This window comes from Caproicibacterium sp. BJN0003 (genome assembly GCF_026314295.1).
In the GTDB taxonomy this organism is placed as follows: Bacteria; Bacillota; Clostridia; order Oscillospirales; family Acutalibacteraceae; genus Caproicibacterium.
In genome coordinates, this window is record NZ_CP111108.1 from 2403043 (window position 1) to 2425788 (window position 22746).

Consider the following 22746-nt stretch of genomic DNA (forward strand, 5'->3'; position numbering starts at 1 on the left):
TGCTAATTTATGTATTGTACCTTGCTTTTTTAGAAATGTATGGTAGAATAAAACTAATTTAGAATTGAATTGGAGGTGGATCCCAATGGCATATAAAATTACGGACGCTTGCATTTCCTGCGGCACCTGCGCTGGTCAGTGCCCGGTCGGAGCGATCTCTGAGGGCGACGGTCAGTTCGTTATTGACGAAGGTACCTGCATTTCCTGTGGTTCCTGCGCTGGCGCATGCCCTGTTGGTGCAATCGAGGAAGGCTAATTTTCCGAGATCTTTCGGGTTGAGTCTTTCAACAGAATTTTTTTGAGGCGGAGCGAATAAGCCCCGCCTCAAATATTTTATACGGAGGTTTCTTATGGATTCCATCCTGCTGCCCGGCGAAAAGCTGGAACCTTTCGGAAGTGGAAATCAAGTGATTGTAAGCGCCGTTCATCACTTTAGCACGGATACTATCCTGCTTGCAGATTTTTCCATGCCCAAAAAAGGATCTCGCTGTGCAGAATTTGGCACCGGCTGCGGATTGATTTCTCTTCTCTGGTGTCAAAAAAGTGCTCCCGAAAAAGTTTGGGCGATCGATTTTCAGGAAGATGCCTGTTCGCAAGCAAGACGCAGTGCCTCTCTTAATCATTTTTCAGAAATGAGTGTTCTTTCACTGGATCTGCGCAAAATTTTGGAACTGCCCGCGAAAGGGCTTCCTCTTCCGCTCAATCTTGATCTTGTCGCCTGTAATCCACCTTATCAGCCGACAGATGCAGGGCAGCACAATCAAATCCAAGGAAAGACCTCCGCCCGCCACGAAACAGGCTGTACCTTTCGAGAAGTTGCTTCTTCTGCTGCTCGTCTTTTGCGCTGGGGTGGACGTTTTTGCTGTTGTCTTCCCCCGCGGCGTCTTGCAGAATCTTTTTCCGTTTTGCAAGATGTTGGACTAGAACCAAAAAAGATGCGTCTTGTACAGCATCGTGCCCAAAATCAACCATTTTTATTTTTATTGGAATCCCGACGCGGTGGAAATTCCGGCATGGAAGTTCTCCCCACTTTAACTTTGGAAGCAGAAAACGGAAGCTGTTCTCCGGAAATGTTCAAAATTTACGGCGATTATAAAAACAAAAGCAGCCTTTCGGAAAATCCGTCGGCATCTTTAAAACAACAAGGAGGTTCCGTATGAGCGGAGTTTTATATATTGTAGGCACCCCAATCGGAAATTTGGGCGATTTTTCCCCTCGTGCAGTAGAAATTCTCTCGTCCGTTGACTTCATCGCCGCCGAGGATACGCGAGTTACGCTGCATCTGCTCAATCATTTTGGAATCAAAAAGCCCATGATCAGTTATTTTGAGCATAACAAATATGAGCGTGGAGAAATTGTTCTGAATCGAATTGAAACAGGGGAAAACTGTGCGCTGGTAAGCGATGCCGGCATGCCCGCGATCAGCGACCCCGGTGAGCTTCTGGTAAAACAGGCCGCCGAACATGGAATTGAAGTTTTCGCAGTTCCAGGACCCAGCGCTGTCGTCACTGCATTGGCAGTATCCGGTCTTCCAACTGGACGGTTTACATTCGAAGGCTTTTTAAGCGTCAACAAAAAAAGCCGCCGCGACCATCTGGAAGAAGTCCAAAACGAAACACGAACCATGGTTTTTTATGAAGCGCCGCATAAACTTCTTGCCACTTTGCAGGACATGTATGCCTGTTGGGGCGACCGACCGATCGCTCTTGTGCGGGAGCTGACCAAAATTCACGAAGAAGTGTTGCGCACAACGCTCAAAGAGGCGATTGCTCACTATGAAGAAACGCCGCCCCGCGGAGAATTTGTTTTGGTCATCGGCGGAGCTGCTCCACAAAAGGAAACAAAAATCACGCTGGATGAGGGAATTCGGATGGCAAGAGCCTTAATGGAAAAAGGATCTTCTCAAAGTGCGGCAGCAAAAGAGGTTGCCCATAAAACCGGTCTTCACCGCAACAAACTTTACGAAAAGCTAACGAAAGAAGTATAAAATCTGCTGAAAAATCAAAAACCATTTGCGGAATTACTTTTCGCAAATGGTTTTTTGTTTTTAAAGAAAGATAAATTATTTTTCATCCGGATAAAAGATCAGTCCTCCGCCTAAAACAAAGCAATCGGAATCATAAAATACGACTGCTTGTCCCGGAGTCACTGCACGCTGAGGTTCCTCAAAATCCACCCGAACGGTATTATTCTCCTCCGGCGTAATCGTAGCTCCGGCAGGACGTGCCTGATAACGAATTTTTACCTGTACATGAATGGGGCCTTCCGGTTTTTCAATCGAAACCCAATTGACCTCTGACGCGTACGTAAATGAGCGATACTGGGTGCCCTCCGGTCCTAAAACGACCTGATTTTTAGAAGGAATCAACGCATCGACATACATCGGCTGTCCAAATGAAATTCCCAACCCTTTGCGCTGTCCTACAGTATAATGAGTCAGTCCAAGGTGGTGCCCAAGAATATTCCCTTCGCGATCAATAAAATCTCCGGGCTGAGAATCATGCCCCCGGTATTGTTTTAAAAATGCGTGATAGTCATTATCCTCTACAAAGCAGATCTCCTGACTGTCCGGCTTATGTGCCACCCGCAGCCCTGCCTCTTCGGCAATCGTCCGAATCTGCGGTTTCGTATAATTTCCCAGCGGCAAAAGCAAATGCTGCAGCTGCCCTTGTTCCAGGCAATAAAGCACATAACTCTGATCTTTATCTGTCGGTGCCGCTTTTAAATAATAACGGCCATTTTCTAGCTCCCCTGTCAGCGCATAATGTCCGGTTGCGATATGGTCGATTCCAAGCTCTCTTGCACGCTGAAGCATTGCTCCCATCTTCAAAAAACGATTGCAGCGAATACAAGGATTCGGCGTGCGTCCATTTTCATATTCTGAAGCAAAATTTTCGATCACAGATTTTGTGAAAAGCTCAGTAAAATTAAAGACCAGATGGTCGATTCCAAGCTGATAGCAAACCATTCTAGCATCCTGCACATCGCGAAACGAACAGCACCCACCTTCGCGTGGGGGCGCGTCCGGCGGATCAATATGCAGGCGCATGGTACAGCCGATTACTTCCCAGCCTTCTTTTTGCAATAAAAGAGCGGCAACGCTGCTGTCCACGCCGCCGCTCATCCCCAGTAAAACTTTTCGATTCACGCTTTGGGCTCCTCCGAATCCTTCTGTACTTCGTCTTTATTTTCCTCTGCTTCTGTAGGAACACTCTCTGCTTCCGGTGCTGCGGCTGCCACTTCCTCTGCAGCTTCTTCAGCTGCCTCTTCGGCCGCTTCTTCCGACACCTCTGCCGGGTCCACCGGAATATCTTCATTTGCATAATATTCGCAGTCTTGGCAAGAGTCTTTTTCGCATCCGGCGCAAACATCCTCTTCATCTGCTCTTGCAAACTCTTCGCGCAGTGCATCCAGCTTATCAAAAGCACGTTTTAAGCGAGCTTCGCTCTCTTCTACAGCCCGGCAAAGCTGCTCGGTGTTTCCGTTTTCCGGATCGCGAAGATGCTCAAAATAATATTTTCCCAGAGCGGCATAGGTACGTTCGGTATTTTCCCGCTCATTTCGAATCACAACTCGTATCCGACTAATCATTGCTTTTCGGCGGTTTGTTTCGATCATGGAATCAACTGCACTGGAAATCGTTTTCCCTGCATAGGACAAAGCTTTTCCGAATTCGTTCAATACATCCATTGAAATACCTCCCTGCCGCACTTTTAAGCTTTTGTGCGGGATTTTCTTTTAATACGATTTTCTGGCTTTATTATATCGCATTTTTAATAAAAATAACAGTATTTTTTCTGAAAGTAGGCAAAGCACGGATTTTGTGTTATAATAAACGATAACTTCTTGAAAAAAATCGATTTTTTTCCTTATGGGGGTGTAAAAAGATGTCGACAAAAATAACAAAAGAAATCATCTGCCCTCCCTGCGGAAAATCTGATTCTATTGGAATGTTTCAGAGTATCCGCTCGGACGACGAAGAACTGCGCAAAAAGATTATGGACGAAACGCTTTTCGACTGGAACTGCACTCACTGCGGATTTTCGGCGGAATTTGTGTATCCGTGCCTCTATCATGATATTTCACATTATTTAATGGTTTATCTGGTCCCCGAAAAAGAGGAAAAATCTTTAAAAGATGTAAAAGTCGCTTCTGAGTTTCCGCAGCTTTCCGAACTCAGTAAACGGACCGTTACGACTTTGCAGCAGATGAAGGAAAAAATTCTGATTTTTGAAAGCGGTCTCGATGACATCGCCATTGAAGTTGTCAAGGCAGGCATGAAAGCAGCTGCAGAGAAAAAATACCAAAAGCCGGTTGAAAAGGGATTATTCTGCTTTTCCGATCCAAAAGATCAGCGTATCGGCTTTCAATTTTTCCTCAAAGGACAAGAAGAGCCCCTAAAGCGTGCAGTAAGCATGAACACTTACAAAACCGCTCTTCATATCGTCAACTCTTGCTATGAATCAACCAAGGACGATTTTATTCAGGTGGACAACCATCTGGCAGAAAAGATCCTGAAACGTTACCAAAATGAGGAAGCTTCTTCCTCCAATCAAGAATCAACAAATGATTGATAAAATCTCTTTTTAGGAGGATTTTTATTTTATGTGCGGATTGACAGGTTTTACCGGAGAAGTACTTGATTATAATGAAGTTATCGGCAAAATGACCGATGTAATCACCCACCGCGGACCGGATTCCAGCGGCGTTTATACAGACGACGGCGTTTGCATGGGATTTCGCCGTCTCTCCATCATCGATATTGCCGCAACCGGCGACCAGCCGATTTACAACGAAGACAAAAACTTAGTCATTACTTTTAACGGTGAAATTTATAATTATCAGCAACTGCGCGAAGAGCTGATTGGCCTTGGCCATCAGTTCTACACCCATACCGACACTGAAGTCATTCTTCATGGTTTTGAAGAGTGGCAGGAAAAGGTTTTGGATCGGCTGCGCGGAATGTTTTGTTTTGCAATCTGGAATCGTCAGGAAAAAAGCCTTTTTATGGCCCGTGATTTCTTTGGCATTAAACCAATGCACTATGCGATGGTCGACGGTCATCTTGTTTACGGCAGCGAAATTAAATCGATCCTGGAATTTCCGGGATTCGAAAAGAAGCTGAATCTTAAAGCGCTCGACAGCTATCTTTCTTTTGAATATGTCGTGCCGCCTCAGACCATGTTCGAAGGAATCACTGTGCTTTTGCCCGGCCATTATCTCTGGTATAAAGATGGAGAAGTCACCACGACCCGCTACTGGGAACCGAAATTTGAGGAAGACAACTCCATCACCGAAGAACAAGCAGTCAAGATGATTGAAGATGTCTTTGAAGACAGCGTTCAAGCGCATCGAATTGCCGATGTAGAAGTTGGCTGTTTCCTTTCGAGCGGTGTGGATTCCAGCTACGTTGCTTCCTATTTTGGCGGACAAAAATCCTTTACCGTTGGATTCGGCGAGGATATTCGCTACAATGAGATCAGCTATGCACAGGATCTTTCCAAAGAAGTTGGACTTGATCATCATTATAAACTGATCAGCCCGGAAGAATACTGGGGCAATATCAAAAAAGTTCAGTACCATATGGATCAGCCTGAAGCGGATGCTTCCTGCATTGCACTGTATTTTGTGAGCAAAATTGCCAGCCAGTATGTAAAAGTCGTTCTTTCCGGTGAAGGAGCAGACGAACTCTTCGGCGGATATAATATTTATCATGAGCCGGATGATCTGGCCCGCTATAAAAAGATTCCCCTCCCGATCCGCAAAGCGCTTGCAAAGCTTGCAGAAGCGATGCCTTTCCGCTTTAAGGGTAAGAATTTTCTCATTCGCGGCGCGCAGGATATTGAGGAGAGCTTTATCGGCAACTGCAGCATGATCACCATGAAGGAAAAGCGTGCAATTCTCCGCCCGGAGATTCCCGTATACCGTCCGCAGGAGCTCACAAAGCCGATTTATGATCGGGTGAAAGATAAAGATGACGTTACCAAGATGCAGTATCTTGATCTGCATGTTTGGATGGCCGGCGATATTCTTTTAAAAGCAGACCGCATGAGCATGGCAAACTCCCTAGAGCTTCGGGTTCCATTCCTAGATAAAGATGTCTGGGAAGTTGCCCGCCATCTGCCCAAAAAGCTGCGGGTCAATCCTCAGAATACAAAATACGCCATGCGTAAAGCCGCCGAGCGCCATTTACCGCAATCCACCGCTCAGAAAAAGAAGTTGGGATTCCCAGTACCAACTCGTGTGTGGCTGCGGGAAGAACCTTATTACACCATTGTTAAAAATGCTTTTCAGAGTGAGACTTCTAAAAAATTCTTTAACCCTGATGCATTAATTAAGCTGCTTGATGAGCATAAAGCCGGAAAAGTTGATAATAATCGTAAAATCTGGACAATCTTTGTTTTCCTGATGTGGTACGATGTTTACTTTAACGGTGCTTCTCATGAACCCGGCAGCGAACCTGTGATGTCAAAATAAGATTCCTAAAAAGCTAAAAAGTACCGCCTTTAAACTGGCGGCATTTTTTAATTTTATAGGGCTTTTCCTTTTAAATTTTGCAGAATCTTCAAAAAAGCTGCCTTTTTTTCTTCTTTTTATCTTTAGGGGTTGCTTTTTAAGAACTTTTATCGTATGATAGTCACGCTCTCTTTATAAGTTCTTTATAAAAGGAGCCCTTTTTACGGTATTTTACCGTTTCGGTCAGTCGCAATTCCCTGACCTAAATTAAAACACGGAGGGACTATTTCTATGCAAAAACAAAATCGTACCGTCTATTTTCTATGCCAAAGCGCATTGATTGCCGCTGCTTATGCAGTCTTGACCCTTGCCGCGGCTGCGCTCGGTTGGGCCTATGGTCCAATACAGTTTCGCTTTAGCGAAGCGCTCACCATACTGCCTGCCCTAACTCCGGCTGCAGTGCCGGGACTCGCTGTTGGATGCTTTTTAGCAAATCTCGGCAGTCCTTTAGGCCCAGTTGATTGGATTTTCGGGACACTTGCTACCCTTTTGGCAGCATTATGGAGCCGTTCTCTGCGCCATATTAAGGTACGCGGAGTCCCTGTTTTGGCACCGCTCCCACCGATCATCTGCAATGCCGCAATCATTGGCCTTGAGATTGCCTGTCTTGGAGATTCCGGCTTTTCAATGAGCGGATTTTCTCTGGCAGCTTTTTTACCCAATGCGCTTTACGTTGGTCTGGGAGAACTGGTGATCTGTTATGGTCTGGGACTGCCGCTTCTCTATATTTTAGAACATGTTTTGCAAAAGAACAGTCATTTAAAAACACTTTTCCCTCAAAATTAATCATTTTGAGAAGGAAGTTGCTTTGATTGAGGTGTCAACAAAATGTCTTCCAAGATTCGCTCCCCGTTCCGCAATACACCGCCAATCCGGCTGATTGTGCTTAGCTTTATGCTTGTAATTTTAACAGGGACTATTTTATTGATTTTCCCTTTTTGCAGCCGCAACGGCAGCTTTACTGCTCCGATTGACGCGCTTTTTGTTGCAACTTCTGCAACCTGTGTAACCGGCCTGTCCCCTTTCGACACTTGGACACACTGGAATGAAATCGGTCAGCTGGTCATTATTCTTTTGATTCAAGTTGGCGGCTTGGGATTGGTTACTTTTACGACGGGCGTTACCATGCTGCTGCGCCGTAAAATGGGACTTAAGGAACTGCGGCTTGCCGTAGAAAACACCAATGGAGAAAGCGGCTTGATCCGTCATTTAATTCGCATTACGCTCGGCTTTACTTTCTCTTGTGAATTGCTTGGTGCACTTCTGCTGATGATTCGCTTTGTTCCAATTTATGGTCCCTATGGAGTTTGGATTTCTGTTTTTACTGCAATCTCTGCTTTTTGTAATGCTGGATTTGATATTTTAGGACTTTCTGATCCTGGGCAGAGTTTGATTCCCTATGTATCTGATCCTCTGGTTTGTATCACTGTTGCGACACTTCTTGTTGTCGGCGGACTTGGATTCGTTGTGATCAGCGATATTTTCTATGCAAAAATTCGGCCGCACCTTCTGCATCAGGATCATGTACATCGCCTTTCTCTTCAATCAAAATTGGTTATTTACTGCAGTGCCGCTCTTCTTCTTGTCGGTGCCATCTTGTTCTTCTTCTTGGAAGATCACAACACCCTTGAGGGACTTTCTCTCGGTGCAAAGATCAACGCTTCTTTCTTTCAGTCCGCCAGCGCAAGAACAGCCGGATTTTCTTCTGTTCATATCGCATCTGAATTGGACATCACAAAAATTGTCACAATTCTTTTGATGTTTATCGGTGCTTCACCAGGATCAACCGGAGGCGGTATTAAAACAACCACTTTTGTTGTGCTTCTCTTTACTGTAATTTCCGTACTGCACAACAAATCATATACTGTTATTCAGCATCATCGGGTCAGTCAGCACATTGTCTACCGTTCTCTCGCAATCTGCAGTGTAGCGATTTTGACCATTATTTTGACAACTTGTGTCATTACGCTTTGCGATCCCATTAACGGTATCGATGCTCTATTTGAATCTACCAGTGCTTTTGCGACCGTAGGACTTTCGGCAGATGTTACTTCAAGGCTTACATTTTGGCCAAAGCTTGCACTCTCATTTACGATGTATCTTGGCAGAGTTGGCCCCGTCTCCTTGGGACTCTCCATGCTTTTGCATAGGCATAAGCCCCAAGATAAAGATATCATTCGAACGGACTGCATCATGCCGGAAGCTAAAATCAGTGTAGGATAAATTAAACTTTTGAAATCAGCAAAATAAGCTTTTTTCTCTGTGCTGATTCTTTTAAAAAAGGCTCCGACGTTGTTTTATTACAACGCCGGAGCCTTTTTATTTAATTGGGACTTGTTCAATTTATGATCTTTTTTCTCTGTGCACCGCTGAAACCTTTTTACAAAGATCCAACCATTGACATCCCGGACAAAATTCATCCAAGCGATCAAGAGCAAGCTCCCTTGTCCGATCAGAAAATTCTCTCCAACTAAGTTTCTCTCCAGGAGAAAGTTTTATTTCTTTGAGAACCAATTGATCAAATAACAACGGATGATCAGATTCACAGCGGCTGCCCCTTCGATTTGGACAATTCTTGCAAAGATCATCCACCCCCTCTGCAATCTCGATCTGCGTCTCCGGGTGTGCTTTAAGCAGTGCTGCCATTCGGCTCATATTGTTCGTAAATTCACCGCTGTAGCCTTCCCCGACAAAATTCAGAAGACACAGTCCATGGTGTGGCCGTAAATACATTTTAAGCCGCCGGATTACAGCGCGGACTGATTCTTTTGAGTGCCTTTTCCAACTGTGGCACTAAAACTGCTACTGCCGCAATTTTAACGGCATCGCCAGGCAGAAACGGCACAACACAAAGTAGTAAAGCAGAAAGCGGAGGCGTATGAGTAACAACAACAAACCAAGCTGTCCCAAATGCATACAGTACGATTGTCCCTAAAATCATACTCAGCACCATTCCTATCACTTTTTTTCTGCCTTGTGCGTTCTTCCCAAAGTGCTCATAAAGCGCCCCGCTCAGCGCAACCAGTGCAAGATATCCTATCAGATAGCCTCCCGTAGGACCTACAAGTTCCGCTACCCCAGAACTATATCCCGCAAAGACCGGCAATCCGACTGCACCGAGAATCAAATAAATAAGCTGACTCAAAGTTCCATATTTTGTTCCGAGCAAAACTCCCGCCAGCATAACAGAAAAAGTAGCCAGAGAAATCGGTACCCCGCTCGGCATCGGAATCGAAAGCGGCGCCAACACACAGGTAATTGCCGCACACATCGCGCAGAAAACTAAATTTTTGGTGGACTCTTTCATCATGATTTTCCCCCTCTTAAAAAGCAATTTTATTATAATCCTTCTCTTTTTAATTGTCAACAAATATTAAAAATATAGTTGACAATTAATTTTTTCGTCTTATAATAAAAACCATGATTTCGTAAGACAGAAAGGTTGGATTTAGATGGAACTAATTTACAGTTTAAAAAACCGTCTTTTAAGCGGTGGCTCAGAAGTCTGCCGCAAAGAGGCATTGGAATTAATAGGAGCTCCTTTAGAGGAACTTACAAGTGCTGCAAGAGAGCTGCAACAAAAGCTTTGCGGGACTTCTTTTCACCTTTGCACCATTATCAATGGGAAAAGTGGACGCTGCAGCGAAGACTGCGCTTACTGTGCACAGTCCTGTCGTTTTCATACAGGTGCCGACATCTACGGTGTTCTTCCGCCGGAGGAGATGGCTAAAAGTGCTCTCAATAATTATCAGCAGGGAATCCGCCGCTTTTCCATCGTTACCTCCGGCCGAGCGCTCACCGATCAAGAAGTTGACGAAGTTTGTGAAGGCTTTTCTGCCATTCGTAAATCATGCCCTATTGGGCTTTGCTCCTCTAACGGATTGCTTACCCTCCCGCAGCTCAAGAAGCTCAAAGCGGCCGGTGTAACCCGCTATCACTGCAATCTGGAAACTTCGCGCCGCTTTTTTCCGTCTATCTGCTCCACTCATACTTACGATGAAAAATTACAAACCCTGCGCTGGGCAAAAGAGGCCGGTTTGCAACTTTGCAGCGGGGGAATTCTCGGGATGGGAGAGACCATGGAAGACCGTATTGATATGGCACTGACTCTGCGGGAATTAGGCGTCGATTCTGTTCCAATGAACGTATTAAATCCGATCCCGGGAACACCTTTGGAAAATTGTCCGGCACTCCCTTATGATGAGATTCGCCGTACAGCCGCAATTTTTCGCTTCCTGCTTCCTAAAAAACAAATTCGCATGGCGGGAGGCCGCGCTCTGTTTCCCGACAAAGGACTTGCCCTCATGGAAAGCGGCCTAAATGCCGCCATTTCCGGCGATATGCTGACTACTTACGGAATCAGCCCTAAAGATGATTTTTCCTTAGCCGAAAAAGCAGGTTATCACACGATCCTTTCATGATTTTATTGTCAACTTATTTATAAATTTCAGTTTACAAATAAACAAAACACATCTATACTAAAAATTATTTGAACAGGAGAATTAACATGAAAATCAAGAATCACACTTATCTGATGGTGGTATCAGGGCTTTGCGTCGCTCTAACGGCTGTATGTGCACAGCTGATCGTAATTTTGCCATTCACTCCAGTACAGATCACATTATCTGTCTGTGCCGTTTACATGACGGGTGTTCTTTTGCCAAAGCGCTGGGCTGTTTATTCTCAGCTCGCTTATATTTTGCTCGGTGGAATTGGAATCCCGATTTTCGGAAAATTTTCTGGTGGATTAGGCGTTCTGGCAGGTCCAACCGGAGGTTATATTTTGGTTTATCCAATTATGGCGTTGATCGTTGCGGCAATCTTGGAAAAATTCTCAGAGCGCAATCCGCTTCACTATATGCTGGCAATGTTTATTTCTCTGGTCGTCTGCTACATAGGCGGCTCTATCTGGTTCTGCTTTGTAGCCCATGTTGATCTGATGAAATCATTGAGCCTAACTGTTTTGCCATTTGTTCCGTTTGATTTGGTTAAAATTGTTTTCTGCGGATTTTTGGCGCAGGCGTTAATAAAAGCTCTTTCTAAACAAAAACAACTATTTGCTTGATACAAAATTGCAACGGCAAAAAGGCCCGGATCTAAAAGATCCAGGCCTTTTTGTATTCTGTATCGTCAATTCATTAAAGGGTCCGTCCAATCGCTTCGGCCACTTTCGCAGCATGCTGAAAAAGTGCTGCATACTGTTCAAAAGTCAGCTGCTGCGCCGCATCGCTCATCGCTTTTTTGGGTTCAGGATGTACTTCTACAATCAATCCATCCGCTCCCGCAGCAACACCGGCTAAAGCCAAAGGCTCCACATAGCGCTGCTTGCCGGCCGCATGAGAAGGATCTATGATAATTGGCAAGCTGCTGCGCTCTTTCACTACCGGCACGGCAGAGACATCCAATGTATTGCGGGTAGCTGTCTCAAACGTACGAATTCCACGTTCACAGAGAACGACATTTGAATTGCCTTCACTCAGAATATACTCGGCGGCATCCAGCCACTCTTCGATCGTAGAGGCCATCCCACGCTTTAAAAGTACCGGCAGCCCACTGCGTCCAAGTTCCCGCAAAAGACGAAAATTCTGCATATTCCGGGCCCCCACCTGCAGCATATCGCAATATTTTCCCGCAACTTCAATTTGTTCGTAATCGGTTACTTCACTGATTACAAGAAGATCCGTTTCATCTGCAGCTTCACGAAGAAGGCGATATCCTTCATCTTCCAGCCCCTGAAAAGCATATGGGCTTGTTCTTGGCTTATATGCACCGCCGCGCAGAAATTGTGCACCAGCTTTTTTAACGCCCTGTGCTGCCGCTATAATCTGCTGTTCACTTTCCACTGCACAGGGACCTGCCATCATGACTAGCTCTTTTCCGCCAATGATTACATTTTTTATCTTTACTTTACGTCCTTCCGGAACCATCTCACGACTTGCAAGCTTATAGCTATGCATAATCGGCACACATTTTTCTACTCCGTCCATCAATTCCAGATTTTCAGTCTCCAAGCGACTTTTATCTCCAAGAACACCAATAATAGTTGCCTGACTTCCGGTAGAAAGGTTTGCTCCCAACCCTTTGTTTTTTAAAACTGCAATTACTTTTTGAACTTGATCATTCGTGCAGCCCTTTTTCATTAAAATAATCATTTAAAATCGCCTCTCTCTTAAGATTTTATGATTTAAAGCTTAGACTCGTTAAAGTGGCATTTGTAAAAAAACAACCACCCTATTGGGTGGCTGCTTTAAAGTGTTGGCATTTACCTATTTTCCCGGGCCGTTACCAGCCAAGTATCTTCGGCGCAAGTGAGCTTAACTTCTGTGTTCGGAATGGGAACAGGTGGACCCTCACCGCTATCTGCACCAACTGATGTCATTTCCTGACGACTTATTTATAATACCATACCCATTCCGAAAATGCAAGCTTTTTTTCAAATTTTTTTGACTTTTTTTAAAGTTCCATCTCTGTATTCTCCAAAATGTTTCTGCAAGCGGCAAAAATACCAATACTCACAAGAGCATTCCAAAGAATTGCAGGCAGCCCACAAACCCAACCTGGGATTTGGGGAAGAACCTCTGATACAAGATATCCGCTGGCAATAACCCCCGGCAAAACAATAATCATCAAGACCAGCAAATAAAAGATCACGATCAAGCCCTTATTTTGCACACGCCCAAAAAGGCGCTCAGACAAAACAGAAACAGAAATAAAGGCCATACCCAAGGTGCCCAGGCAGAGTGCACAAGAAATCGCAGTAAGCGGATTGCCCCGAAGGACAGCACACATTATGGTAAAAAGGATCACTGCATCTACAAACGGTTTAATGATCGATGTCAGCACCGCCCAAAGAAGTTTTTTAAATGGTTTTTCCGGCACCAAATAAATATATGGCTTTACAAGTTCCAAAGTCCAAGGGCCGGAAACCTGCATAAAATATTCCACATATCCCGCGATAATCAAGCAGATCATCATTAATGTCCCGGACGACATATCTTCTTCTGCGGCAAAATTTATCTGAATGATTTTGCTGACTACAAGACAAATTGCCAAGCAGGCAACGGTTGATTTTCCGACAAAAGGCAATCTATCCTTGCGGCGCATTTCTAAAAGATGCTTATAAAAAAAGGTGCTTGCTCCCCAACCGCCATTGAGACCGGTTTTATTGACACGAACTTTTCGGCTGCGCAAAGCAGCATTAGCAGAAGTACGCCCTGATTTTGCTGCACGCTGAATCGCATAATTATGCTCGGTCATATCGAGCACGTCTTCGTAATAATCTGCATCACTTTTAATAAACGCGATAATAATTCCTAGCAAAGCCAGTACAAAAACACCGATCAAAATCAACGCATGAAAAAAATTCTTTCCAATCAATGCAAAAATTGCGCCTTTGACCCAGCCTGCTATCGGAATCCATTCTATTTGTGGACCTGCCATTGCTGTGAGCATAGCATCCAGTGAAAATCCGCTCTGCCAATAAGCAAAGAGCAAGACCAACACTGCACAAACCGGAATCATCGTAATAAATCCCCGCGCAATCTGTACTTTACGGTCATCTTGATTGGTCACACTATAAAGCAGCAGTGACAGTACCTGCGCACTAAACGCCACTAACATTACACCGAAAATCATCAACAACATATCGACTGTAGAAATTGAAAAGTTCTGCATTAGCGTTGCAGAATAACAAACCAAAAACAGCATCGTAATAATTGTGCTGCCCATTTGTTTAATCAACCCATAAATCAAAATTCGCTTTGAACTCAATGGCGAAACAAACAAATAGTTGACATCGCTCATCGAAAAAAAGGTTGCTCCCCGCTGCAAACCAGTGTAAAGATTACTACACAAAAAGAAAATTAAAAGGGCTAGGTAGCCAGCCTGCAAATAACGAATATCCATTGCATGCTGACGTGCTGACGCCGAAAATGCCCCTTCTACCAGCATGACCACAAAGAACGCTGTAATCACTATGTATAAAACCAGTTTTGCCGGCTTATGCAGCAATTCTTTGAAGCCATTTTTGATCTCTTTGCGCATTAGGTATCCAATGGCATTCATGCTTCTTCCTCCTCGTCTTCCTGCGGCCCCTGAGGATTTCCTTCCGTAATTTGAAAAAATGTCTCTTCCAAATTTTCTCCGCTCTCTTCGACTTCTTTTCGAGTGCGGATTGCTGCAATTTTTCCATTCATCATAATTAATGCACGGTCCCAAAGTTCTGAAACGCTGTCCAGCATATGCGTAGAGACTAAGATGGTACAACCTGTCTGTTTTAATTCTTGCATCATCATTTTGAGCTCTTTGATGGCATGCGGATCAAGTCCAATCAGTGGTTCATCAAGCAAAATCACTTTTGGACTCGGCAGCAGCGCACAGGCAATCGAAAGCTTTTGCTGCATGCCTTTCGAAAGTTCCTTGCCTAATTTTTGCCGTTTATCGGAAAGCTCAAGCCGTTCCAACAAATGATCTGTTTTCTCTTTCCAATTTTCCACCCGGTATGCCCTGCCGATAAATTCCATATGCTCCTCTACCGTAAGCATTTCAATAGGGGCGGGTAACTCCGGAATATATCCAAAACATTTCTTTGCCTCTGTGCTTTTATTTGGATTTCCACAAACGGTAATATTCCCATGAAACCGCAAAAGTCCTGCAATACATTTAATTGCCGTACTTTTTCCTGCACCGTTTGGCCCGATCAAAACTGCAATTTCCCCCGGATAGACCGTAAATGAAATGTCATCGTTTGCCTTTAACTTTTTGTACTGTTTTGTCAAATGTGATACTTCAAGCATCTTTTTCCCTCTTCCTTTTTCCTTGGCTGTCTTATTCCTAAAAATAAAACAGATCTTCAAATTTTACGTCCAATGCAACACAGAGAACCAGCGCAAGTTTTGCGGTAGGACTAAATTGTCCGGTCTCAATGGAGCTGATCGTTTGTCTCGAAACGCCCACCATCTCGGCAAGTTCACTCTGAGATAGATTCTTTTTCGCACGCGCTGCCTTTAAATGATTTTTTAAAACAAGTTCTTCTTTCAATATAGATCCACCTCATTCTCAAGGTGTCGGTGACATAATTGATAAAATCAGATAGCAAATTGACGCAACAGCAGCACAAATCGTTACAATTAATTCTCCTTTTGATTTTCCCGTCCGGTATTTACCAAACCCTTCCGCAGCTAAAAATCCCCAGAACAATGTAAAAACTTGATGGTTGGTATGTCCACGAAATAAATTATAAATCATCAAAATGGCTGCTAAAATGATAAAAACAATCTCTCCGTAATATCTGCCGCGTCCTTCTATATACTCCTTGCCCTCATCGCAATCTTCCAACCGACTCTTTTTTAGAATTTCTTCCTTCTTCATCCTTTTACCCCATTGTCAAATATTCATAGATGGCAGACCCAAGCGCCAAAAGTGCCAGTGCGCCAAATAAAATTCCATATGCCAGCTCATGTTTTTCTTTTAATTTAATTCCTTTATAAAAATGAATGGAAGCTATGCTGACAAACATGAGACTGTATAGATCATACCAAGGCTGATTGGTGCAAATCTTGACAACCATCAAAATCAACGCAAAAACCAGCATGCAAAAAACTGAAATTCCGCTTCCTTTCTGCATAATCTGCATTTCTCTTTCGTCAGGATGATGTTTTTTTTCATCTTGCACTTTTTCTAAAACTTTATCGCGGTTCATCGTATCCCTCCAATTAAAAACGACAAGTTTACTTGTCAACGGCAAAAGTGAATTTTTAACCAAAAAAAGCACTGAATCAAATCCAGTGCTTTTCTATTTAATTAGCAGGTTCCACAAACTCCAGCAGAATTTTTGTCATCAAATCCTTTTTCCCTGTTCTATAATATCTCCAGCAAAAAAGTGCAGTTATAAGGCCTCCTAAAGTACAAACAATCATGTCCGTCATTGTATCGGTAACCCCGGTCGTTTTGACCAGCTGCGGATCGTATGTTCCGCCACTGATCAAAGAAGCCGTAAACTCATAGATTTCCCAAAGCTGACCCAACGCCATAGAAGAAAGCAATGCCGCCCATGAAACGCGCGCGCCATCTGTTTTCTCAAGTCGATGATTCGGTTTTAAATAATAATAAAAAAGCATTCCGCCCTCAGCGAAAAGGAATCCCGCAATCGTATGTAAAACCTTATCAAAATGTGGAATCAATGTATATCCGTTTAAAAGGCTAGCAAAGGTAACCGCTAAAATCAAAAAGCTGTCAAAAATCACATCAATTAAATAAAGGCGCGGTAATCGCAATGCTCGGCAAAAAACACGGGGTAAGAATGGTAAAATCCATGCAGAAAAAATCATCACATATGAAAGCCCCAACAGTTGTTCTGTCTTTTGAGCAAAAATCTGTGCGGCCAATGTTATTGCTGCGTAAAATACAATAAAAACATAAAAACGTTTTTGCCAAACCGTCTGACGCTTTTGAAGAAACAACATAAAAATTCTCCTCTTATTGGAAAATTTCATCTTTACTCTGTCAATTTTCCATCCAAAAATACGCCTATGCTTCTGTAGGATTATTAAAACAGGCTCCGCCTGCCGTATAAAAATAAGGGCCATCCGTCGGCAACTGATCATTGCCTTCCCAAGCAAGATAAGCCACCCTCACAGATTTTCCTTTTAATGCTGCAATCGTATAATCAGGGCCCCCAGTTCCGGAAGAAATGCGCTGTATCGCGCGATCATAAAGAATTGCATAAGAAATCCATTGCTTTTTTCCACTGGTGGAAGAAAAAGCAACCGTATAAAAAGAGGCATACCGATTTGATTTTCCCGAAGAAGTCAGCTGCAAAGTCCCAGCCTGATAATCAGTCTGATATCCAGAAAAAACAGGACTCGTTAATGCTACTGAAACCGTCCCCGACTGATTTTCATAAAAAATCAAATTTCCAATCTCTGTAGGCGCAGATTTTAAAATTGTCTCAACCTGAAAATCAGGATTCACTTTACTAGAAGCCTTAAATACTGCAGCCTCGGACGATTTTGGAAGCCGATCATACCAAAAACCAAAGCATACCAGTGCCAATAAAGCCACTGTAACAAAAATGGTTTTCTTTGTATTTTTCATACAAAAGCTTCTCCTTTTATTTATCATCTTATTTAAAAAACATTATAAACTTTCCTATAAAATCTTAATTCATATCATAACAAAAATAAGATCTTTTTTCAAGACAGTCAAAATGAGGCTAAAATAAAACATATTTTAAATTTACAAATAAAAAAAGCCGCCCAAATCAAAGGGCAGCTTTTACATTTTGTACACTGAAAACTGAATAAAGGTAAGTAGAAGAGAGAAAGAGCGCGGACCAAAGAAGGTTAATGGTCAAGCCCTCGACCTATTAGTACTGCCAAGCTACATACGTTACCGTACTTACACACGCAGCCTATCAACCTTGTAGTCTACAAGGGGTCTTACTGACTTACGCCATGGGATATCTAATCTTGGAGTCGGCTTCACGCTTAGATGCTTTCAGCGTTTATCCGATCCGCACATAGTTGCCCAGCTGTGCCATTGGCATGACAACTGGTGCGCCAGCGGTGCGTCCATCCCGGTCCTCTCGTACTAAGGACAGCTCTCCGCAAATATCCTGCGCCCACGACAGATAGGGACCGAACTGTCTCACGACGTTCTGAACCCAGCTCGCGTACCACTTTAATCGGCGAACAGCCGAACCCTTGGGACCGAATACAGCCCCAGGATGTGATGAGCCGACATCGAGGTGCCAAACCTCCCCGTCGATGTGGACTCTTGGGGGAGATCAGCCTGTTATCCCCAGGGTAGCTTTTATCCGTTGAGCGACGGCAATTCCACTCTCATACCGCCGGATCACTAACTCCAACTTTCGTTACTGCTCGGACCGTCATCCTCGCAGTTAGGCTCGCTTTTGCGTTTACACTCGAGAGCACGGTTTCCGTCCGTGCTGAGCGAACCTTTGAGCGCCTCCGTTACTCTTTTGGAGGCGACCGCCCCAGTCAAACTGCCCGTCTAACAATGTCCCCCGGCCGGATTCACGGCCGCAGGTTAGAATTTCAGCAACTTAAGGGTGGTATCCCAAGGGTGACTCCACTCCGGCTAGCGCCGGGGTTTCCAAGTCTCCCACCTATCCTGTACATAAATTACCGAAACCCAATATTAAACTACAGTAAAGCTCCATGGGGTCTTTCCGTCTTGTCGCGGGTAACCGGCATCTTCACCGGTACTACAATTTCGCCGGGCGGGTAATTGAGACAGTGCCCAGATCGTTACACCTTTCGTGCGGGTCGGAACTTACCCGACAAGGAATTTCGCTACCTTAGGACCGTTATAGTTACGGCCGCCGTTTACTGGGGCTTCAATTCAATGCTTGCACATCTCCTCTTAACCTTCCAGCACCGGGCAGGTGTCAGCTCCTATACGTCATCTTACGATTTGGCAGAAACCTGTGTTTTTGCTAAACAGTCGCCTGGGCCTATTCACTGTGGCCACATCTCTGTGGCGTCCCTTATTCCGAAGTTACGGGACCAATTTGCCGAGTTCCTTAACTACCCTTCTCCCGTTGGCCTTAGAATTCTCTTCCTGTCTACCTGTGTCGGTTTGCGGTACGGGCGCCTAAGATATACAATAAGCTTTTCTCGCCCTCGTCTAAGCATGCTTCCCTACTCTAATTTCGGTCCCTTACGCCCGGGTCAACCAACGCCCGGGTCATGCCCTTTCAAGGTGTCACTTATCTTAAATCTTTTGGCGGCTACGGAATATCCACCGTATGTGCATCGGCTACGCCTTTCGGCCTCACCTTAGCTCCCGGCTTACTTGGAGCGGACGAACCTTCCTCCAAAAACCTTAGACTTTCGGCCAATATGATTCTCACACATTTCGCGCTACTCATTCCGGCATTCTCACTTCTATACAGTCCACCATCGCTTCCGCTATGATTTCACCCCGTATAGAACGCTCTCCTACCATGCATTTCTGCATCCCAAGCTTCGGTACACGATTTAGCCCCGTTAAATTTTCGGCGCAGGGTCACTCGACCAGTGAGCTATTACGCACTCTTTTAATGTATGGCTGCTTCTGAGCCAACATCCTGGTTGTCTGTGCAACCCCACATCCTTTTCCACTTAACCGTGTTTTGGGACCTTAGCTGTGGGTCTGGGCTGTTTCCCTTTTGACAATGAAACTTATCTCACACTGTCTGACTCCCGTACATCAATTATCCGGCATTCTGAGTTTGATAGGTTTTGGTAACCTTTCGGTCCCTAGACCATTCAGTGCTTTACCTCCGGTAATCTAATACAAGGCTAGCCCTAAAGCTATTTCGGAGAGAACCAGCTATCTCCGAGTTCGATTGGAATTTCTCCGCTACCCACACCTCATCCGCTACCATTTCAACGGGAGTCGGTTCGGTCCTCCATGGAGTTTTACCTCCACTTCAACCTGGACATGGGTAGGTCACCCGGTTTCGGGTCGAATATAACTGACTTCTTACGCCCTATTCAGACTTGCTCTCGCTGCGGCTCCAGACCTGAAGTCCTTAACCTTGCCAGTCACATTCACTCGCCGGACCATTCTACAAAAGGTACCCGATCACCCTTTGACGGGCTTTCGGTGCTTGTAAGCACAAGGTTTCAGGTTCTTTTTCACTCCCCTTCCGGGGTCCTTTTCACCTTTCCTTCACAGTACTCTTCACTATCGGTCACTGGGTAGTATTTAGGCTTGGAGGGTGGTCCCCCCGTATTCCCACCGGGTTTCTCGTGTCCGGCGGTACTCTGGATACAGCTTGGTGTTTCACCTTTTCACTTACGCGGCTCTCACGCTCTCTGGCCAGCCTTCCCAGGCTGTTCTGTTAAAGTTCCACATCCATTATGCTGTCCGAACCCCAAAGGGATTACTCCCTTCGGTTTGGCCTCTTCCGCGTTCGCTCGCCACTACTTGCGGAATCTCATTTGATGTCTCTTCCTCGCCCTACTTAGATGTTTCAGTTCAGGCGGTTCCCCTCCCGACGCTATGAATTTACGTCGGGATGACTGGACATGTCTCCAGCCGGATTGCTCCATTCGGATATTTCCGGATCAATGCCTACTTACGGCTCCCCGAAACTTTTCGCAGTTTGTTACGTCCTTCATCGGCTCCCAGTGCCAAGGCATTCCCCTTGCGCTCTTTGTAGCTTGACCATGTGTTCTTCTTTGGTTCTCAGCTGACGATGATCTCTCATCGTTGCTTAATGAAATTGTAGATTTGATAATAATTTCTAACAATGATTTCTCATTGTTGCGTTCAATATCTGCTTCTACTTCTTTATTCAGTTTTCAATGTACAACTTGCACCTTTCGGTGCTGGTGGGCTTAAGTGGACTCGAACCACCGACCTCACGCTTATCAGGCGTGCGCTCTAACCGGCTGAGCTATAAGCCCATGTTTCCGGCTTCCGGTTCTCACCGTCTGCCCATCTTTTCTTTTGGCCCCTTTCGGAGCCTTGGTGGAGATAAACGGGATCGAACCGTTGACCTCCTGCTTGCAAAGCAGGCGCTCTCCCAGCTGAGCTATACCCCCATAACTGGTGGCTGTTACCCTTCCACCTTCTGAAGTCCTTTTGCAAGGCCTTCAAAATTAAACAACGATTAGAGACTCAGGAAACCTGACCTTGGAATGTCGTTAAATGCTTCCATTTAACTGTTCTCCATAGAAAGGAGGTGATCCAGCCGCACCTTCCGATACGGCTACCTTGTTACGACTTCACCCCAGTCGCCAATCCTACCTTCGGCAGCGTCCTCATTGCTGTTAGACTACTGACTTCGGGTATTACCGGCTCCCATGGTGTGACGGGCGGTGTGTACAAGGCCCGGGAACGTATTCACCGCGGCATGCTGATCCGCGATTACTAGCAATTCCATCTTCATGTAGGCGAGTTGCAGCCTACAATCCGAACTGAGACCGTTTTTAGAGTTTTGCTCCACCTCGCGGGCTTGCTTCTCTCTGTTAACGACCATTGTAGTACGTGTGTAGCCCAGGTCATAAGGGGCATGATGATTTGACGTCGTCCCCACCTTCCTCCGTTTTGTCAACGGCAGTCCTGCTAGAGTGCTCTTGCGTAGCAACTAACAGTAAGGGTTGCGCTCGTTGCGGGACTTAACCCAACATCTCACGACACGAGCTGACGACAACCATGCACCACCTGTCTTACCGTTCCCCGAAGGGCACGCCCTAATCTCTTAGGGTTTCGATAGATGTCAAGACCTGGTAAGGTTCTTCGCGTTGCTTCGAATTAAACCACATACTCCACTGCTTGTGCGGGCCCCCGTCAATTCCTTTGAGTTTCAACCTTGCGGTCGTACTCCCCAGGTGGATTACTTATTGTGTTAACTCCGGCACGGAAGGGGTCAGACCCCCCACACCTAGTAATCATCGTTTACGGCATGGACTACCAGGGTATCTAATCCTGTTTGCTACCCATGCTTTCGTGCTTCAGCGTCAGTTAAAGCCCAGTAGGCCGCCTTCGCCACTGGTGTTCCTCCCGATCTCTACGCATTTCACCGCTACACCGGGAATTCCACCTACCTCTACTTCACTCAAGTCCCACAGTTTCAATTGCAGGCTATGGGTTAAGCCCATAGTTTTCACAACTGACTTGCAGAACCGCCTACGCACCCTTTACACCCAGTAAATCCGGACAACGCTTGCTCCCTACGTATTACCGCGGCTGCTGGCACGTAGTTAGCCGGAGCTTCCTCTTTAGCTACCGTCATTATCGTCACTAAAGACAGAAGTTTACAATCCGAAGACCTTCTTCCTTCACGCGGCGTTGCTGCATCAGGGTTTCCCCCATTGTGCAATATCCCCCACTGCTGCCTCCCGTAGGAGTCTGGGCCGTGTCTCAGTCCCAATGTGGCCGTTCAACCTCTCAGTCCGGCTACCGATCGTCGCCATGGTGGGCTGTTATCTCACCATCTAGCTAATCGGACGCGAGTCCATCTTTCAGCGGATTGCTCCTTTGATTCCCTCTCCATGCGAAGAGAAAATGTTATGCGGTATTAGCGTCCGTTTCCAGACGTTATCCCCCTCTGAAAGGCAGGTTCCTCACGCGTTACTCACCCGTCCGCCACTAAACTTATCGGATTCCATCCGAAAACTTCATCCTTTAAGTTTCGTTCGACTTGCATGTGTTAGGCACGCCGCCAGCGTTCGTCCTGAGCCAGGATCAAACTCTCTAAAATATTTTATCAAAACG

General features: G+C 45.2%; 21 protein-coding genes, 2 tRNA genes and 3 rRNA genes. 9 read left to right on the plus strand and 17 right to left on the minus strand.

Annotation, left to right across the window (positions count from 1 at the left end; genetic code table 11):
- The first annotated feature begins 85 nt into the window (after window positions 1-85).
- The 3 genes from OP489_RS12015 to rsmI all read left to right on the plus strand — a co-directional run bounded on the left by OP489_RS12015 (window position 86) and on the right by rsmI (window position 1987).
- Window positions 86-256 (plus strand): DUF362 domain-containing protein, encoded by a 171-nt coding sequence (locus tag OP489_RS12015; protein ID WP_180341872.1) that lies wholly within the window; start codon window positions 86-88, stop codon window positions 254-256.
- Window positions 257-350: 94 nt separating this feature from the next.
- On the plus strand, window positions 351-1160 hold the full coding sequence (locus OP489_RS12020) for a tRNA1(Val) (adenine(37)-N6)-methyltransferase (protein WP_266162231.1): 810 nt from the start codon (window positions 351-353) through the stop codon (window positions 1158-1160).
- Window positions 1157-1987 (plus strand): 16S rRNA (cytidine(1402)-2'-O)-methyltransferase, encoded by an 831-nt coding sequence (gene rsmI / locus OP489_RS12025; RefSeq protein WP_266162232.1) that lies wholly within the window; start codon window positions 1157-1159, stop codon window positions 1985-1987. The genes OP489_RS12020 and rsmI overlap by 4 nt, the downstream gene beginning before the upstream one ends.
- A gap of 75 nt (window positions 1988-2062) precedes the next feature.
- Here rsmI and mnmA read toward each other — a convergent pair whose 3' ends face one another.
- Window positions 2063-3148, minus strand: a complete 1086-nt coding sequence (gene mnmA, locus OP489_RS12030; protein ID WP_266162234.1) for a tRNA 2-thiouridine(34) synthase MnmA — start codon at window positions 3146-3148, stop codon at window positions 2063-2065.
- Window positions 3145-3690: a hypothetical protein gene (locus OP489_RS12035; RefSeq protein ID WP_266162236.1), complete on the minus strand. Its 546-nt coding sequence runs from the start codon at window positions 3688-3690 to the stop codon at window positions 3145-3147. Before OP489_RS12035 ends, mnmA begins: the two co-directional genes overlap by 4 nt.
- 197 nt (window positions 3691-3887) lie before the next feature.
- On the opposite strand from OP489_RS12035, the gene OP489_RS12040 reads away from it, so the two are divergent.
- The 4 genes from OP489_RS12040 to OP489_RS12055 all read left to right on the plus strand — a co-directional run bounded on the left by OP489_RS12040 (window position 3888) and on the right by OP489_RS12055 (window position 8739).
- Window positions 3888-4574, plus strand: coding sequence for a CpXC domain-containing protein (locus OP489_RS12040; RefSeq protein WP_266162237.1), 687 nt, complete (start codon window positions 3888-3890; stop codon window positions 4572-4574).
- 31 nt (window positions 4575-4605) lie between these two features.
- Window positions 4606-6477: an asparagine synthase (glutamine-hydrolyzing) gene (asnB, locus tag OP489_RS12045; RefSeq protein WP_266162239.1), complete on the plus strand. Its 1872-nt coding sequence runs from the start codon at window positions 4606-4608 to the stop codon at window positions 6475-6477.
- 270 nt (window positions 6478-6747) lie between these two features.
- On the plus strand, window positions 6748-7302 hold the full coding sequence (locus OP489_RS12050) for a QueT transporter family protein (RefSeq protein ID WP_266162241.1): 555 nt from the start codon (window positions 6748-6750) through the stop codon (window positions 7300-7302).
- A 42-nt stretch (window positions 7303-7344) separates the two neighbouring features.
- Window positions 7345-8739, plus strand: coding sequence for a TrkH family potassium uptake protein (locus tag OP489_RS12055; protein ID WP_266162243.1), 1395 nt, complete (start codon window positions 7345-7347; stop codon window positions 8737-8739).
- 120 nt (window positions 8740-8859) lie between these two features.
- Here OP489_RS12055 and OP489_RS12060 read toward each other — a convergent pair whose 3' ends face one another.
- A complete protein-coding gene (locus OP489_RS12060) occupies window positions 8860-9249 on the minus strand; it encodes a DUF1284 domain-containing protein (RefSeq protein WP_266162245.1) in 390 nt (129 codons plus the stop codon).
- Between the two features lies 1 nt (window position 9250).
- A complete protein-coding gene (locus OP489_RS12065; protein ID WP_266162246.1) occupies window positions 9251-9826 on the minus strand; it encodes a biotin transporter BioY in 576 nt (191 codons plus the stop codon).
- A gap of 142 nt (window positions 9827-9968) precedes the next feature.
- Between OP489_RS12065 and bioB the strand changes: the two genes are divergently transcribed.
- Complete coding sequence (gene bioB / locus OP489_RS12070) at window positions 9969-10937, plus strand: biotin synthase BioB (RefSeq protein WP_266162247.1); 969 nt, start codon at window positions 9969-9971, stop codon at window positions 10935-10937.
- A gap of 86 nt (window positions 10938-11023) precedes the next feature.
- Window positions 11024-11581 (plus strand): biotin transporter BioY, encoded by a 558-nt coding sequence (locus OP489_RS12075; protein WP_266162249.1) that lies wholly within the window; start codon window positions 11024-11026, stop codon window positions 11579-11581.
- A 73-nt stretch (window positions 11582-11654) separates the two neighbouring features.
- Here OP489_RS12075 and aroF read toward each other — a convergent pair whose 3' ends face one another.
- The 13 genes from aroF to OP489_RS12140 form a co-directional block, all read right to left on the minus strand.
- Window positions 11655-12668 (minus strand): 3-deoxy-7-phosphoheptulonate synthase, encoded by a 1014-nt coding sequence (aroF, locus tag OP489_RS12080; protein ID WP_266162251.1) that lies wholly within the window; start codon window positions 12666-12668, stop codon window positions 11655-11657.
- 101 nt (window positions 12669-12769) lie between these two features.
- Window positions 12770-12886, minus strand: a 5S ribosomal RNA gene (rrf, locus tag OP489_RS12085).
- A gap of 83 nt (window positions 12887-12969) precedes the next feature.
- Window positions 12970-14580 carry a putative ABC exporter domain-containing protein gene (locus OP489_RS12090; protein ID WP_266162253.1) on the minus strand — a complete coding sequence of 537 codons (1611 nt, stop codon included), beginning with the start codon at window positions 14578-14580 and terminating at the stop codon, window positions 12970-12972.
- The gene (locus OP489_RS12095; protein ID WP_266162255.1) at window positions 14577-15311 is read right to left on the minus strand and encodes an ABC transporter ATP-binding protein; all 735 of its coding nucleotides are present in this window, start codon (window positions 15309-15311) and stop codon (window positions 14577-14579) included. The genes OP489_RS12090 and OP489_RS12095 overlap by 4 nt, the downstream gene beginning before the upstream one ends.
- A 37-nt stretch (window positions 15312-15348) precedes the next feature.
- Window positions 15349-15555 carry a helix-turn-helix transcriptional regulator gene (locus OP489_RS12100; protein WP_266162257.1) on the minus strand — a complete coding sequence of 69 codons (207 nt, stop codon included), beginning with the start codon at window positions 15553-15555 and terminating at the stop codon, window positions 15349-15351.
- 18 nt (window positions 15556-15573) lie between these two features.
- Complete coding sequence (locus OP489_RS12105) at window positions 15574-15885, minus strand: DUF6442 family protein (protein ID WP_266162259.1); 312 nt, start codon at window positions 15883-15885, stop codon at window positions 15574-15576.
- 4 nt (window positions 15886-15889) lie between these two features.
- Window positions 15890-16216 carry a DUF6442 family protein gene (locus OP489_RS12110; protein WP_266162260.1) on the minus strand — a complete coding sequence of 109 codons (327 nt, stop codon included), beginning with the start codon at window positions 16214-16216 and terminating at the stop codon, window positions 15890-15892.
- A 97-nt stretch (window positions 16217-16313) separates the two neighbouring features.
- Window positions 16314-16979 (minus strand): hypothetical protein, encoded by a 666-nt coding sequence (locus OP489_RS12115; RefSeq protein ID WP_266162261.1) that lies wholly within the window; start codon window positions 16977-16979, stop codon window positions 16314-16316.
- A gap of 64 nt (window positions 16980-17043) precedes the next feature.
- Window positions 17044-17610: a hypothetical protein gene (locus tag OP489_RS12120; RefSeq protein WP_266162262.1), complete on the minus strand. Its 567-nt coding sequence runs from the start codon at window positions 17608-17610 to the stop codon at window positions 17044-17046.
- A 251-nt stretch (window positions 17611-17861) separates the two neighbouring features.
- A 23S ribosomal RNA gene (locus OP489_RS12125) occupies window positions 17862-20693 on the minus strand.
- Window positions 20694-20856: 163 nt separating this feature from the next.
- Window positions 20857-20933, minus strand: a tRNA-Ile gene (locus OP489_RS12130).
- Between the two features lie 62 nt (window positions 20934-20995).
- Window positions 20996-21071 (minus strand) — tRNA-Ala (locus tag OP489_RS12135).
- A gap of 133 nt (window positions 21072-21204) precedes the next feature.
- Window positions 21205-22732, minus strand: a 16S ribosomal RNA gene (locus OP489_RS12140).
- Together the 16S and 23S rRNA genes with 2 tRNA genes alongside form the textbook arrangement of a ribosomal RNA operon.
- Between the last annotated feature and the right edge of the window lie 14 nt (window positions 22733-22746).